Source organism: Janibacter hoylei PVAS-1 (genome assembly GCF_004025845.1).
Taxonomy (GTDB): Bacteria; Actinomycetota; Actinomycetes; order Actinomycetales; family Dermatophilaceae; genus Janibacter; species Janibacter hoylei.
This window is the reverse complement of record NZ_PIPF01000001.1, coordinates 45,477-59,465: the sequence shown is the minus strand read 5'-3', so window position 1 is coordinate 59,465 and position 13,989 is coordinate 45,477. Positions and strand designations below refer to the sequence as shown.

General features: G+C 72.2%; 14 protein-coding genes and 1 other RNA gene. 11 read left to right on the top strand and 4 right to left on the bottom strand.

What is annotated here, in order from left to right:
• The 6 genes from CWN80_RS00315 (at position 1) to CWN80_RS00290 (ending at position 4,958) form a co-directional block, all read left to right on the top strand.
• The gene (locus tag CWN80_RS00315; RefSeq protein WP_128276710.1) at positions 1–864 is read left to right on the top strand and encodes a Nif3-like dinuclear metal center hexameric protein; all 864 of its coding nucleotides are present in this window, start codon (positions 1–3) and stop codon (positions 862–864) included.
• Positions 861–1,601, top strand: a complete 741-nt coding sequence (locus CWN80_RS00310; RefSeq protein ID WP_007928138.1) for a zinc ribbon domain-containing protein — start codon at positions 861–863, stop codon at positions 1,599–1,601. Before CWN80_RS00315 ends, CWN80_RS00310 begins: the two co-directional genes overlap by 4 nt.
• On the top strand, positions 1,601–2,722 hold the full coding sequence (locus CWN80_RS00305) for a bifunctional RNase H/acid phosphatase (protein ID WP_007928137.1): 1,122 nt from the start codon (positions 1,601–1,603) through the stop codon (positions 2,720–2,722). Before CWN80_RS00310 ends, CWN80_RS00305 begins: the two co-directional genes overlap by 1 nt.
• Positions 2,723–2,731: 9 nt before the next feature.
• Positions 2,732–3,265: a hypothetical protein gene (locus CWN80_RS00300; protein ID WP_007928136.1), complete on the top strand. Its 534-nt coding sequence runs from the start codon at positions 2,732–2,734 to the stop codon at positions 3,263–3,265.
• 62 nt (positions 3,266–3,327) lie between these two features.
• Complete coding sequence (locus CWN80_RS00295; RefSeq protein WP_007928134.1) at positions 3,328–3,744, top strand: rhodanese-like domain-containing protein; 417 nt, start codon at positions 3,328–3,330, stop codon at positions 3,742–3,744.
• A complete protein-coding gene (locus tag CWN80_RS00290; protein WP_007928132.1) occupies positions 3,741–4,958 on the top strand; it encodes an O-succinylhomoserine sulfhydrylase in 1,218 nt (405 codons plus the stop codon). The genes CWN80_RS00295 and CWN80_RS00290 overlap by 4 nt, the downstream gene beginning before the upstream one ends.
• Positions 4,959–5,085: 127 nt before the next feature.
• On the opposite strand, the gene CWN80_RS00285 is transcribed toward CWN80_RS00290, so the two are convergent.
• Both CWN80_RS00285 and CWN80_RS00280 read right to left on the bottom strand, forming a co-directional pair.
• Positions 5,086–6,177, bottom strand: coding sequence for an ArsB/NhaD family transporter (locus CWN80_RS00285; protein WP_007928131.1), 1,092 nt, complete (start codon positions 6,175–6,177; stop codon positions 5,086–5,088).
• On the bottom strand, positions 6,174–6,920 hold the full coding sequence (locus tag CWN80_RS00280) for a YaaA family protein (protein WP_007928129.1): 747 nt from the start codon (positions 6,918–6,920) through the stop codon (positions 6,174–6,176). The genes CWN80_RS00285 and CWN80_RS00280 overlap by 4 nt, the downstream gene beginning before the upstream one ends.
• Positions 6,921–6,982: 62 nt before the next feature.
• Here CWN80_RS00280 and CWN80_RS00275 point away from each other — a divergent pair, with 62 nt between their 5' ends.
• From CWN80_RS00275 to rnpB, 3 genes are all read left to right on the top strand, one after another.
• Complete coding sequence (locus tag CWN80_RS00275; protein ID WP_040881348.1) at positions 6,983–8,446, top strand: RNB domain-containing ribonuclease; 1,464 nt, start codon at positions 6,983–6,985, stop codon at positions 8,444–8,446.
• A gap of 237 nt (positions 8,447–8,683) precedes the next feature.
• On the top strand, positions 8,684–9,268 hold the full coding sequence (locus CWN80_RS00270) for a TMEM165/GDT1 family protein (protein ID WP_007928124.1): 585 nt from the start codon (positions 8,684–8,686) through the stop codon (positions 9,266–9,268).
• Positions 9,269–9,298: 30 nt separating this feature from the next.
• An RNA gene (gene rnpB, locus CWN80_RS00265) (RNase P RNA component class A) lies at positions 9,299–9,679 on the top strand.
• A gap of 33 nt (positions 9,680–9,712) precedes the next feature.
• Here the strand turns inward: rnpB and CWN80_RS00260 are convergent.
• Both CWN80_RS00260 and CWN80_RS00255 read right to left on the bottom strand, forming a co-directional pair.
• Positions 9,713–10,807, bottom strand: coding sequence for a tyrosine-type recombinase/integrase (locus CWN80_RS00260; protein WP_007928123.1), 1,095 nt, complete (start codon positions 10,805–10,807; stop codon positions 9,713–9,715).
• Between the two features lie 3 nt (positions 10,808–10,810).
• On the bottom strand, positions 10,811–11,038 hold the full coding sequence (locus CWN80_RS00255) for a helix-turn-helix domain-containing protein (protein ID WP_007928121.1): 228 nt from the start codon (positions 11,036–11,038) through the stop codon (positions 10,811–10,813).
• Positions 11,039–11,130: 92 nt separating this feature from the next.
• On the opposite strand from CWN80_RS00255, the gene CWN80_RS00250 reads away from it, so the two are divergent.
• Both CWN80_RS00250 and CWN80_RS00245 read left to right on the top strand, forming a co-directional pair.
• On the top strand, positions 11,131–11,316 hold the full coding sequence (locus tag CWN80_RS00250) for a helix-turn-helix domain-containing protein (protein WP_007928119.1): 186 nt from the start codon (positions 11,131–11,133) through the stop codon (positions 11,314–11,316).
• 118 nt (positions 11,317–11,434) lie between these two features.
• Complete coding sequence (locus CWN80_RS00245) at positions 11,435–13,987, top strand: DUF3631 domain-containing protein (RefSeq protein WP_128276709.1); 2,553 nt, start codon at positions 11,435–11,437, stop codon at positions 13,985–13,987.
• The last annotated feature ends 2 nt before the right edge of the window (positions 13,988–13,989 follow it).

Genomic DNA, 13,989 nt, shown 5'->3' with positions numbered 1-13,989 from the left:
ATGACCTCCATCCGACTGCGCGACGTGCTGACGGTCCTCGAGGGGCTCTACCCCCAGGACTCGGCGCAGTCCTGGGACCGCGTCGGCCTGGTGACCGGTGACCCTGAGCAACCCGTGCGGCGCATCCACGCGGCCGTCGACCCGACCCTCGAGGTCATCGCGCAGGCCCGTGACGCCGGCGCCGACCTGCTCATCACCCACCACCCCCTCCTCCTGCGCGGCGTGCACTCCGTCGCCACGACGAGCGCGAAGGGGGCCGCCATCACCTCCCTCGTCGTCGGCGACGTCGCGCTCTACGTCGCCCACACCAACGCCGACGTCGCCGAGCCCGGGGTCAACACCGCGCTCGCCGCCGCGTGCGGCCTGGCGAGTACCGAGCCGCTGAGCACCGAGGAGGACCGGCCCATGGGACGGGTCGGTGACCTCGACGAGCCGGTGACCCTCGCGGACTTCGCTGCGCGACTGGCGGCGGCACTCCCTTCGGCCCCGGCGGGCATCCGGGTCGCCGGGCCGGCAGAGGCGCCGGTGCGCCGCGTCGCCCTGCTCGGCGGCGCCGGCGACGGGCTCGTCGACGCGGCGGTCGCCGCCGGGGCGGACGTCTACGTCACCGCGGACCTGCGCCACCACCCCGTGCTCGAGGCCCGGGAGGAGGCCGCCGCGCGCGGCGGCACCCCCTACCTCGTCGACGCCGGTCACTGGGCCACCGAGTGGCTGTGGCTCGAGGAGATGCTCGAGCGCGTCGTGGGGGCGCTCGCAGCCGCCGGTCACGACGTGGTTGGCTTGGACACCCACGTGAGCACCATCTGCACCGACCCGTGGAGCTTCACCGTCGGCGCCCGACCCCTCCAAGGAGACCCGCAGTGAAGGCCGACCCCTTCGTCCAGGCACGACTGCTCGACCTGCAGGCGCTCGACACGCGCCTGCAGCAGATCGACCACGCGCTGTCCCGGGTGCCGCAGATCGCCGCGGTCGCCGAGGCCGGTGAGCGGCTCCAGCAGGTGAGCGACGACGTCGTGCGCGTCGAGACCACCCTCTCCGACATCCGGCGCGAGGTCGCGCGGGCCGAGGCAGACGTGCAGCAGGTGCGCGACCGCGCCGCCCGCGACCAGGCGCGCCTCGAGGCCGGCACCGGCATGACCTCGCGCGACCTCACGTCGCTGCAGCACGAGATCGAGTCCCTGGGGCGCCGTCAGGCCGAGCTCGAGGACGTCGAGATCGAGGTCATGGAGCGGCAGGAGACCGCGGAGTCCCGGTTGCAGCAGCTGCAGGCCCAGCGCGACGAGATCCAGGCCGAGGTCGACCGCCTCGCCGCCGAGCGCGACGCGGCCGTGGCCGAGCTCGATGCCGAGCGCGTCGAGGTGGCCCGTCCGCGCCACGAGATCGCCGGCGGCATCGACGACCCGCTGCTCGCCCTCTACGAGCGGATCCGCGAGGGCTCGGGAGGTCTGGCCGCGGCCGAGCTCAAGCACGGCCGCTGCGGCGGATGCCGTCTCGAGCTCAACCCCGTCGACCTCGCCGCCATCGACCGGGCGGCGAGCGACGAGGTCGTGCGGTGCGAGGAGTGCTCGCGCATCCTCGTGCGCACCCACAGCGGCGACTGATGCGGCGGCTGCGCGTCGAGGCGGACGGCGGGTCCAGAGGCAACCCCGGCATCGCCGGGTACGGCGCCCTCGTGCGCGACACCGCGACCGGTGAGCGCCTCGTCGAGCTCGCCGCGCCACTGGGCACCGCGAGCAACAATGTCGCCGAGTACCGCGGGATGATCGCCGGCCTCACCGCCGCCCGCTCCATCGCCGCCGACGCCCAGATCGTCGTCGCCATGGACTCCAAGCTCGTCGTCGAGCAGATGGCCGGGCGGTGGCGGATCAAGCACCCCGACATGCGCGAGCTGGCCCTGCAGGCCCGAGACGTCGTCGCCGAGATCACCGCCGCGGGAGGATCCGTCGAGTGGGTCTGGGTCCCGCGGGCCGACAACGATGACGCCGACGCCCTGTCCAACCGGGGGATGGACGGTGAGCACGTCGAAGACTGGCACGGCAGCGAGGCTGCCCGTGACGACCTCGCGCCCTCGCGCGACGGCGAGCAGGAGCCGGTGCGCCCGCGGCCCGGGCGTGGGGAGCCGACCCGGGTGGTCCTCGTACGGCACGGCGTCACCGAGCTCACCGAGCAGGTGCGCATCGACGGCCGCGGTGGTGTGGACCCCGACCTCAGCGCGACGGGGCGCGAGCAGGCCGCGCGGGCGGCCGAGCTCGTGGCCGAGCTCGTCGGCGAGGCCGACGCCCGGGTGGTCACCTCCGACCTCGCCCGGGCGCGGCAGACGGGCGCCGCCATCGCCGACCGGCTGGGGGTCACCCCCTTCGCCGACGCCGCCTGGGACGAGCAGTCCTTCGGCGACTGGGACGGCCTGGCCATCGCCGACCTCGTGCGCGAGCACGGTGACGACTTCCGTGCCCTGCGCGACGACCCCGACTACGCACGTCCCGGCGGCGAGTCCCACACGCAGATGGCTGCACGCGTCCTGACCGCCTGGGAGGCACTCGTCGCCGAGGGCGGGACGGTCGTCGTCGCAGCCCACCGCAAGCCGATCCTCGTCGTCCTCGCCCACGTCCTCGGGTTGCCGCACGACCGGCTCTGGCGCCTCGCCGGCAGCCCGGGCTCGCTCACGGCGATCGAGGCCTGGCCGGGTGGTGAGGCCGTCGTCGCCTTCACCAACCGCACCTGAGGAGTCGACATGACCAACGTGCCCGACTGGCTCATCGCGACCGGTCTCGTGGGGGCGGTCCTCTTCGGGCTGCTCTCGGCCTTCTTCCCGCCGCTCAACGCCGAGATCTACGCGCTCGCCGCGCCCGTGATCTTCCCGGACGCCTGGGTCGTGCACGTGTGCGCCATGACCGGTGGTCTCGTCGTCGGCAAGATGAGCCACTTCTTCGTCGCCGAAAAGGGAGCCGAGGCATACACCCGTCGGCGGGAGGCCAAGGAGGCCCGCGAGGCGGCGGAGGACCGCCGACCCACTGGCCCGGTGCGGGCCCGCTTCGCCCGATGGAGCAAGGCGATGATCGACGTGCTCGACCGGCCCCGGCTCGGTCCGCTCGTCATGCTCGCCTCCTCCGGCATCGGCTTCCCGCCGCTCGCGGTCGTCACGGTCGCGGCAGGCATCAAGCGGGTCAACATGGTGCTCTTCTTCGCGGTGACCACCATCGGGTGCCTGGCCCGCTTCCTCGTCACCGCGTGGCTCGTCAGCCGCGGCATCTCCCTCGGGCACTGAGGGCACGTCTCGGGTCGTGACCCGACGGCGGTGGCCGCCAGCCCGCTCATTAGCCTGAGGTCATGAGTCAGCCAGCAGCACAGCTCACGCCCCAGGAGGCGTGGGACCACCTCGCCAGCGACCCGGAGGCAATCCTCGTCGACGTGCGCACCCGGGCGGAGTGGACCTTCGTCGGGCTGCCCGACCTGACCTCGCTGGGCAAGCGGGTCGTCCCGATCGAGTGGACGAGCTTCCCCGACGGTGCCCCCAACCCGGCCTTCCTCGACGAGCTGCGCGCCGTCGTCCCCACCGAGGAGACGACCGTGCTCTTCCTGTGCCGCTCGGGGGCGCGCTCTGTCGCGGCCCAGACGGCCGCCGGCGCCGCCGGCTACAGCCGCACCGTCAACGTGCTCGAGGGCTTCGAGGGCGACGTCGACGCCCACGGGCACCGTGCGGTGAACGGCTGGAAGCAGGCCGGTCTGCCGTGGAGGCAGGGGTGAGCGGTACTCCCTTCGGCCCCGGCAACCCGCGGCCCTACCTCGCCCCCGAGGGGCTCTCCCCGCAGACCCTCGCCGTGCGCGGCGGCCAGGCCCGCACGACCTTCGACGAGACCTCCGAGGCGCTCTTCCTCACCTCCGGCTTCGTCTACGGCAGCGCCGAGGAGGCCGAGGCGGCCTTCAGCGACGGCGTCGACAAGTTCGTCTACTCCCGCTACGGCAACCCGACCGTCGCGATGCTCGAGGAGCGGCTGCGCGTGCTCGAGGGCGCCGAGGCGGCCTACGCCACGTCCTCCGGGATGTCGGCGGTCTTCACCGCGCTCGCCGCCCTTGTCGGGCAGGGTGACCGGCTCGTCTCCTCCCGCGGGCTCTTCGGCAGCTGCTTCGTCATCGTCGACGAGATCCTCCCGCGCTGGGGCGTCGAGACCGTGCTCGTCGACGGGCACGACCTCGACCAGTGGCGCGAGGCGCTGTCGGAGCCGACGACCGCGGTCTTCTTCGAGACCCCGAGCAACCCGATGCAGGAGCTCGTCGACATCGCGGCGGTGAGCGAGCTCGCGCACGCCGCAGGCGCACAGGTCGTCGTGGACAACGTCTTCGGCACGCCCGTCTTCTCCCGGCCCCTCGAGCACGGTGCCGACATCGTCGTGTACTCGGCGACCAAGCACATCGACGGCCAGGGGCGCGTCCTCGGTGGCGCGATCCTCGGACCCCGGGACTACATCGACGGCCCGGTGCAAAACCTCATCCGCCACACCGGCCCCTCGCTCTCACCCTTCAACGCCTGGGTGCTGCTCAAGGGGCTGGAGACGATGGACCTGCGGGTGCGCCGCATGGCCGAGTCGGCGCTGGCCATCGCCAGGGCCCTGCAGGAGCACGCCGGCGTCGACCGGGTCATCCACCCGTGGCTCGAGGACCACCCGCAGCACGAGCTCGCCCGGCGCCAGATGACCGGGGGCGGCACCGTCGTGACCTTCGACGTCCGGGGTCGCAAGGAGCAGGCCTTCGCGGTGATGAATGCCCTCCGGCTCGTCGACATCTCCAACAACCTCGGTGACTCCAAATCGCTCATCACCCACCCGGCGACGACGACCCACCGTCGGATGGGGGAGGAGGCCCGGGCTGCGATCGGCATCACCGACACGACCCTGCGGATCTCCGTCGGCCTCGAGGCCGCGGAGGACCTCGTCGCGGACCTGCGTCGCGCGCTCGGCTGACCCCTCGAGCGGGCGACCAGGTCCGGCCCTCTGGCCATGGTTGTGGGTGGAACTGGTAGTCCTGTGCGCCGACAGCGCCTGGTGGGGGCTTGCCGGCAGGCTGGGCTACCACGTCAACACACAACCATCAGCGCGCGAGTACGAGGAGCGCCGCGCCGCCCGCGACGAGGGCAACTGCGAGGCCCTGGGCCGCCAGGGCGCCGGCGCCGATGCGCACGCCTGCGGCGCGCACCCGGTGGAGCCACAGGAGCGTGGCGAGCGAGCCCCACGGGGTGACGATCGGGGCCACATTGGTCCCCACCAGGAGCGCCATGAGCCGGGTGGGGCTCGTGCCCGCCGCGGACTCGAGCGCCAAGTAGCCCGGCAGGTTGTTGAGCGCATTGGCCGCCAGGGCGCCGAGACCGGCGACCCGGGCGAGGTCGCCGAGGCCCTCGCCCGCTCCGGCCAGGTCGCGCAGCGCCGTGCCGGCGCCGGCGTCGAGCAGTGCCTGGACGGCGACGAAGAGCACACCGACGACCACGGCCATGGCCCACGGCGGGCGCACCCGCTGCACGAGGAAGGGGGCCCGCAGCCTCACTGCGGTCACGAGGACGAGCGCCGCGGCGCCGGCCACGAGCCAGGGCTCCACGCCGAGGGCGAAGAGCGGCCCGATCGCCAGACAGGTGCCGGCGGCCAGCCGCAGCAGGACGCGGTCGTGCGGAGCATCCGGGGGCGCCACGGTGTAGCGGCCCCGCAGGTCGCGCCGGTGCACGAGGCCGACGACGAGCAGGGTCCCGACCACGGCGGCCGCGCCCGGGGCGAGCGCCAGCCGGACGAAGTCGGCGTGCGCCCCGCCCAGCCGCTCCAGGTGCTGCACTGCCAGCAGGTTGGTCAGGTTGGACACGGGCAGGAAGAGGGATGCGGTGTTGGCCAGGAAGAGGGTCGTCACGGCGAAGGGGGCCGCCCCCACCCCGACCTGGCGGGCGACCGTGAGCGCGACCGGTGTGAGCAGCACGGCGGTCGTGTCCAGACCGAGGAAGACCGTGACGAGCACGGCGAGCCCGCTGATCAGCAGCCACAGGACGACCGTGCGGTGACCCGCGAGCCGTGCCGTGGCGTGGCCCGCGACGTCGAAGACTCCGGCGAGGTCGGCCACCTCCGCGACGACGGTGATGGCCACGAGGAAGGCCATGACGGGCAAAGTCCGGGAGAGGACCGCCACGACCTCCGGCCAGGTCACCGGGCGGTCGTGTCGAGGACCCAGGGCCGGCCGGGTCCGGCCGGCTCGTGCAGGGTCACGTCGAAGCCGGGCTCGAGCGCCCGGGCCAGGGACGCGGGGGTACGTGGCTCGCGGTCGACGCCGAGGAGGTGGCGCGCCACCAGGCCACGGGTGTGCTTGGCCATGTGGGTGGCGCCGGGCACCCGGATCTGCACCCACCGGCGCGCCACGTCGCCGCTCGGCGTCCACGCGGCGACGTAGGTGCTCGAGCGGCAGTCGACGACGAGGCCGGTGCCCGCGGCCGTGGTCAGCTCGGTGTCGAGCGCTTCGCGCCAGTGGGCGGCGAGCGGGCCGACACCCGGGAGGTTGACCGCCATCGACAGGCGGTAGGGCGGGATACGGTCGGTGGGGTGGACCGCGCCGAAGAGCGCGGAGACGACGACGAGCCACCGGTTGGCCCGCCGTCGCTGCCCGGGGGTGAGGTCGCCGAGGCCGAGGGCGTCGTAGAGCACGCCGGTGTAGACCTCGGCTGCCGGGGGAGCAGGTGCGGTGGTGAGGCGCGTGTTGCGCGCGACCTCCTCGACGAGGTTGGGGCTGACCCCGAGGACCTCGTGGGCGTCGGGCCGGCCGCTCACCTCGGCGAGCGCGTCGAGGACCATCCGGCGGTGGTCGGTGAGGTCCGGGTGGGAGAGCGAAGGGAGGTCCAGCGCCTTGCCGCGGGAGCGGCCGGCCTTGGACTCCGACGGGGGCAGCAGCACGAGCACCCCCAGACGATACGAGAGCCGACTGCGGGCGTCGGCGTCCAGGGGCATCTAGGGTGGCGAGCATGGCTTCGCAGCGCACCGTGACCCTCCGTCCGAGCGACCCCGAGGTGGGGGAGGTCGTCGCCGCCGCGGGGCTGACCCCGCGCTTCGACGCGATCCGCGCCGAGCTCGAGGTGCCCGGCGAGTTCCCGGCGGAGGTCGTCGCGGAGGCGGAGCGGGTGGCGGCGCAGCCGCTCTCCCGGCCCGAGCGTGACGAGAGCGACCTCCCCTTCGTCACCATCGACCCGCCCGGGTCGATGGACCTCGACCAGGCCATGCACCTGGAGCGCGACGGTGAGGGCTACCGCGTGCGGTACGCGATCGCGCACCTGGAGTCCTTCGTCGAGCCGGGCGGGGCCATCGACGAGGAGGCCCGTCGCCGCGGGCAGACGATCTACGCACCCGACGAGCGCACTCCGCTGCACCCGCCGGTGCTCAGCGAGGGCGCGGCGAGCCTGCTGCCCGACGAAGTGCGCCCGGCCTACGTGTGGGACATCCGCCTCGACGCCCGCGGTGAGCACACGGCCGCCGAGGTCTACCCGGCGCTCGTGCGCAGCGTCGAGCGCCTCGAGTACACCGCCGTCCAGGAGGCGGTCGACGGCGGCACCGACGACGAGCGGCTGCTGCTGCTCCGGGAGATCGGGGACAAGCGCATCGCGCTCGAGCAGGAGCGCGGTGGGGCCTACCTCCCGATGCCCGACCAGCAGGTCGAGGAGGTCGAGGGCGGCTTCCGCCTGCACCTGCGCCCGCTCGTGCCGGCCGAGGACTGGAATGCCCAGATCTCGCTCCTCACCGGCATCGTCGCCGCCGAGATGATGCTCGAGGCCAAGGTCGGCATCCTGCGCACGATGCCCGAGCCCGACGAGCGCGCCGTCGGTCAGCTGCGCCGGGTGGCCCGCGCCCTCGGCGTTGAGTGGGCGGAGGGGACCGACCACGGCACCTTCCTGCGCTCCCTGGACGGCACCGACCCCAAGCACCTCGCGCTGATCCACGAGTCGACGGTCCTCTTCCGCGGGGCCGGCTACACCGCCTTCGACGGGGAGCTGCCCGAGCTCGTCGAGCAGGCCGCCATCGCCGCGCCCTACGCCCACGTGACGGCACCGCTGCGCCGTCTGGTCGACCGCTTCGGTCTGGCGCTGTGCGCGGCGGTGAGTGCCGGGACCGAGGTGCCGGCCTGGGTCCGCGAGGCGCTGCCGTCGCTACCCGAGCTCATGGAGACCTCCGACCGTCGCGCTGGGGGCGTGGAGCGGGCGACGACCGACGCCGTCGAGGCCGCCTCCCTCGCCGACCGGGTGGGCGAGGAGTTTGCGGCCGTCGTCGTGGACGTGCCCGAGGGCAAGGACGACGGGGGTGCCCTCGAGGTGCAGCTCGTCGACCCGCCGGTGCTGGCGCGGGCGAAGGGAGCAGCCGAGCTCGGCGCCGAGGTCACCGTGCGCCTGACCGGCGTCTCGCTCGACGAGGGACGGGTCGACTTCGAGGTGGCCTGACCGCCACCCCGACCGTGCGCCGGCGCGATGCCGGGATCGGGTAGGGTGGCGGCAGCGAAAGGGAGTAGTCCCCAACAGGTGTGTCGACACACTGAGCCTGAGGCCTCGGCCCCGGCTCCGGCGCATCGGGCCAGCACTGCTGGCGGACGAGACTTTCGACCGGTTTGTCATGGGACGATCCCGGTCGAGGCTCGTCGCACCACGACTCCTCGTCCGGGCGGACGAGGAGTTTTTTTCATGTTCTCTGCACTGGTGCTCAGCACCGTGGTCATCTTCGTCGCCGAGCTCGGCGACAAGAGCCAGCTCATGGCGATGACCTTCGCCACCCGCTACCGCGCACGCGACGTCATCCTCGGCATCACCGCCGCGACGGCGATCGTGCACCTGGCCTCCGTCGGCATCGGCTACTTCATCGGCGCGAGCTTCGAGCGCTACCAGGGGCCGATCGCCATCGCGGCCGGTATCGCCTTCCTCGGCTTCGCCGCGTGGACCCTGCGCGGCGACGAGCTGACCGACGAGGAGGCGCAGAAGGCGCGCAAGGCGAAGGGGTCGGCGCTGCTGGCCGTCGGCCTGGCCTTCTTCCTCGCCGAGCTCGGCGACAAGACGATGCTCGCGACGATCACCCTCGCGGTCCGGGAGGACTGGTTCGGCACCTGGATCGGCTCGACCGTGGGCATGGTCGCTGCCGACGCGCTCGCCATCGGGGTCGGCGCCCTGCTCGGGCGCAAGCTGCCCGAGAAGGTCATCCAGTACGGAGCGGCCGCCGCCTTCGCGATCTTCGGGCTGGTCCTCGTCGCCGAGGGTGCGGGGTGGCTGGGCTGACCTGCGGCGCCCCGTAGACTGCTCGGCGGATGAGTCGGCCGGACGGCTGCGTCACCGCTTCGGCGGTGTCGAGGAAAGTCCGGGCTCCACAGGGCAGGGTGGTGGCCAACAGCCACCCGGGGTGACCCGCGGGACAGTGCCACAGAAAGCAGACCGCCACGGCGACCTCGGTCGTCGCGGTAAGGGTGAAACGGTGGTGCAAGAGACCACCAGCGATCCGGGTGACCGGATCGGCTCGGTAAACCCCACCCGGAGCAAGTCCAGACAGTGTGCGTCCGAGGGCTGCCCGCCCGAGCACACGGGTAGGACGCTGGAGGTCGTCGGCAACGGCGACCCGAGATGGATGGCCGTCACCCCGGCACGGGCAACCGCGTCGGGGGACAGAACCCGGCTTACAGGCCGACTCATCCCCACACCCTTGATTTTCCGGGGGTTCGGGCTGCCTCAGCGGCCCTGAGTCCTCAACGAGTCCTCAGGACGCACGAGCAGGGAGTCGACAGCCTCGCGAGTCCTCGAGTCGGAGTCGGGCCACAGGTGCGAGTACGTGTCGAGCGTCTCCTGCGCCGACTTGTGGCCCAGACGCTCCTGCACGACCTTCACGGACTCCCCGTGCCGGATGAGCAGAGACGCGTAGTGGTGGCGCAGGGCGTGGAATCCCTCACCCTCGACACCTGCGGCAGCCGTGGCCCGCTTCCACGCTGACCACACCGACGACTTCCGCAGCGGCTCGCCCTTCGCCGTCGTGAAGATCAGACCGGACTCCCCGGCAGGGAACGCTTCGAGGTGAGCGGCCAGCGCGTCGGCGACGACCTGAGGGAGCGGGATCTCGCGGTTGCTCGTCGGTGTCTTCGGTGGGCCGAAGACGGGCCGCCCGTCCTCGACGCCGACGAGCTGCCGGTCGACGACGAGTCGCCGCTCGAGGAACCTCACCCGGTCAGTGGTCAATCCGAAGACCTCGCCCTGCCGCATGCCGGTACCGGCGGCGAGCAGCACCATCGCGGCCCATCGGTTTGGCATCTCGTCGGCGATCGCAAAGACCTGCTCGACGCTCATCGGCGTGACCTTGGTCGGCACGCGCTCAGGGAGCTTGATCCCGACGCACGGTGTCGAGGCGATCCTGCGTGATGCCACCGCGGCCTTGAAGACGGTGGACACGTAGGAGTAGGTCACTTCCACGGTGGAAGGCGCGTAGGTCTCTGCAAGGGACTTCACCATCCGTTGCACGGTGTCGGGCGTGAAAGCGGCGAGCGGGACGTCGCCCACGAGCGGATACACGCGGTTCACCAAAGCGACGCGCACGACCTCCGCGGTCGACGGCCGGTAGGGCTGACTGGCTCGCCAGTCTTCCGCGTACGCGCGGAACGTCACGTTCCCGGCCTTGGGTGCGACGTACGCACCCGTGACCATCGACGCCGTGACCTCATCCAGCCAGCGCTGGGCGTCTGCCTTCCGGGCGTGGTGGCTGGCGTGCTGCTTGCCCGTCGCGTCGCGATACCGGGCCCGCCACTTCCCCGACGGCAGCTTCGAAATGCTGGCCATGCGTCAGTCCTCCTCGGTCACAAGGGCGTCGAGGTCGCAGCCCAGGATCTGCGTCAGCGTGACCGCCTCTGCCAGCTTCAACGAGCGGTCGCCGCGCTCGATCTGCGCCACTGTCTGCTGCCGCCACGTCTTCCACCCGCCCAGCAAGGCCATAGACGTGGCCACCGTCGCCTGCGGCCGGGAACCTCGCAGCGCCCGGACCCGGGCGCCGATCTGCTCATCTGAAATCACGCTCTGGACAGTACACGATTTTCGCGTGCTAGTTTCTGGCCAACACGAAAACCGTGTGAATGGACCAGAGAACTTCAAGGAGATGAGCTGAGATGAGCGACCTGCTGACGCTCGACGAGGTGGCGGTCGTGCTGCGCACGCCCGTCGCGACTTTGCGCTACTGGCGCGCCAACAACCGAGGCCCCGCCTTCATCAAGCTGGGCCGGCGCATCGTGTGCCGGCGGTCAGACCTGGACCGCTGGCTCGCCGAGCAGGCGAGCGCCCAGACCCAGTCCTGACGTCACCCCCCAATCGCTGCGGGCCGATCCACCGCAGCCACCCCACCCCCTCGCCGGGCGGCCCGCTGAGACGCGGGAACGAGACGACCGATCGGCTCGAGCGAGAGGACGAAATCCCTTGAGCCAGAACGCAGCCGACCCGGCCCCTGCCGACATCAGGGACCGGGCCGCAAGCACCACAACCGATAACCGTTCCCAGTTTAGCCGCCCAGCCCTCGACGCCGAGGTCGACGAGTTCCTCGACGACCTGACCGAGCTCGCCGTGCCGATCGCCCACGCGGTGGTCGGAGATGACGAGCAGGAGTTCCACCGCCCGACCGGCTGGCAGGACAGCACCGTCGACGGCAATGCCGCCGCCCGGGCCGCCCACGCTGCCCGCGGCGGCGCGCTGCTCGGCATCCTCGGTGGAAAGGTCGCCGTCGTCGACGTCGACACGAAGAACGGCGGGAGTGTCGAGGACACGCGGGCCCTGCTCGCGCAGCTCGGGGTGACGACTTACGCGGAGATCGCGACCCCGTCGGGTGGACGGCATTTCCATGTCGCCGGCCACCCTGACCTGCCCTCGGTCGGAGCCAGCAAGGACCGTGAGGGCCTGACCGGGCACCCGGGGGTCGAGATCCTCGCCGCCGGGCGTAACGCCTTCCTCCCGGGCACGACGCGCCCCACCTACGACGGTCGCGGATACGAGATCGTGAGCAACAACCTCGCCGCGCTGGCCGACGGCGGCGACGAGGACAGCGCCGAGCGGCTCGTCGACTGGGTGCTCGCCCACCGCGCCACGACGGCCCGCGGCGAGGCCCTGCCGACCGTGGACACCTCGACGATCACCGAGGCCCCCGAGGGAGCTCGCGAGCGTGCGCGGGTGTGGCTGGCGCGCGTCGACTTCGCCGACGACGCCCGCCGGCTGGCTACCGCCGAGGAGGACGCAACGATCGCCCTGGGCCCCGTCAGCGGGACGTGGGAAACGGGCGGTGTGGGCGGCGAGGGGATGCTCGCCTACGTGGCGGCGCGGGCCCTGCGGCTCGACGCCACGCGCGAGGCTCTGGGCCTGCCACCTCAGCACGCCGAGGAGTACGTCGCGGCCTTCGTCGACCGCTTCGGCGCCAACAGCGCCGAGGCCCGCATGGCCCGTCGCAAGCTGGACGCCAGCCGTGAGTACGCGGCCGAGCGCGGGCCCAAGCTGCCGCCGACATGGGCCGAGATCGTCGACGAGGAGCGAGCCAAGGAGCAGCTGACTTCCGGCGGTTCCGGCACTGTCGGAGGTTCCGGCGGTTCAGCTGGAGGGGAGCAGAGTGGGCAGGCTTCCGGCGGTTCCGACGGAATCGGAGGTTCCGGCGGTTCAGATGGGGGGGGCACCCTCCACCGTGGGATCGAGCTCCCCGCCGACGTGATCGAGGACGGCGAGCACCTGCTCGACGAGGTGCGGGCCTTCCTCGCTCGTCACATCAGCGTCAACGACGACCACGACCTCGACATCCTGACGACGTGGGCCGCCCACACTCACGTGGCCGAGCGGCTGCACACGACGCCGCGTCTCCAGATCGACTCCCCGGTGCCCGAGTCCGGGAAGACGACTGTTCTCGAGCACTTGCAGCGCCTCTCGTTCAGTGCGGTGCTTGCCTCGTCGATCTCCTCGCCGGCTCTCCTCGCTCGACTCGTCGAGCACGAGCCGAGGACGCTCCTGTTCGACGAGGTCGACCGCACCCTCGACCCCAAGAAGGAGGGAGCCGGCGACCTGTTGGCAGTCCTCAACTCTGGGTACAAGGCGGGCGCGACGCGGCCGACCCTCATCCCGGTCAAGGGCGGTGGATGGGAGGCGAAGGAGCTGCCCACCTTCGCCCCGGTGGCGATGGCTGGCAACCAGCCGGCCCTGCCCGACGACACCCGCTCTCGCATCATCCGTGTGGTGCTCCTGCCCGACCACCTCGGGGTGGTCGAGGAGAGCGACTGGGAGGAGAAGGACGCCGAGGCTTCGATGTTGGGCGCGCGGCTGGCCCGCTGGGCCCTGCACGTCCACGACGAGGTGCGCCCTCGCCCTGACATGCCCCAGGGCTGCACCTCTCGCCTCAGGGAGAAGTGGCAGCCGCTGGCCCGGGTAGCGCAGGCCGCCGGCCCCCGGTGGCTGGCCACCATGCTCGAGTGCGCGGCCGAGGACGTCGCTCGTGTCCAGCAGGACCGCGAGGCAGGCCTCGCCGCCGAGCGGCCCTCGCTCCTCGTCCTGCGGCACATCTTGCAGGACTGGCCGACGTTCAGCCCGTTCTGGAAGACGACCGACATGCGCGACGCGCTCGTGCGGGAGCACCCCGAGGTCTGGGGAGAGTCGTCCGACTACGGCAAGGCACTGACGGTTCAGCGTCTGGGGCGGATGCTCGTCAGCAGCTACAACATCCGCTCCACCGTCGAGGACTCCGCCGACAAGAACAGCCCCCGCGGATACCGCCGGTCCCAGTTCGAGCGTGCTGCACGGGCCCTCAACTCCCGCCCGACGGTGGCGATCCCGGAGGTTCAGGCACCCCCTGCCCGAACCGCCGGAACGTCCGATAGCGCCGGAACCGCCGGAACCGAGATCCCGCTCGCAGACAGCCCCTGCCCGGGCTGCGGTGGCCGGCTCGAGGCATCCCGCGAGGCCGCCGGCCTCGCCTGCCTCTCGTGCTACGGCAGGGGGGCCTGACG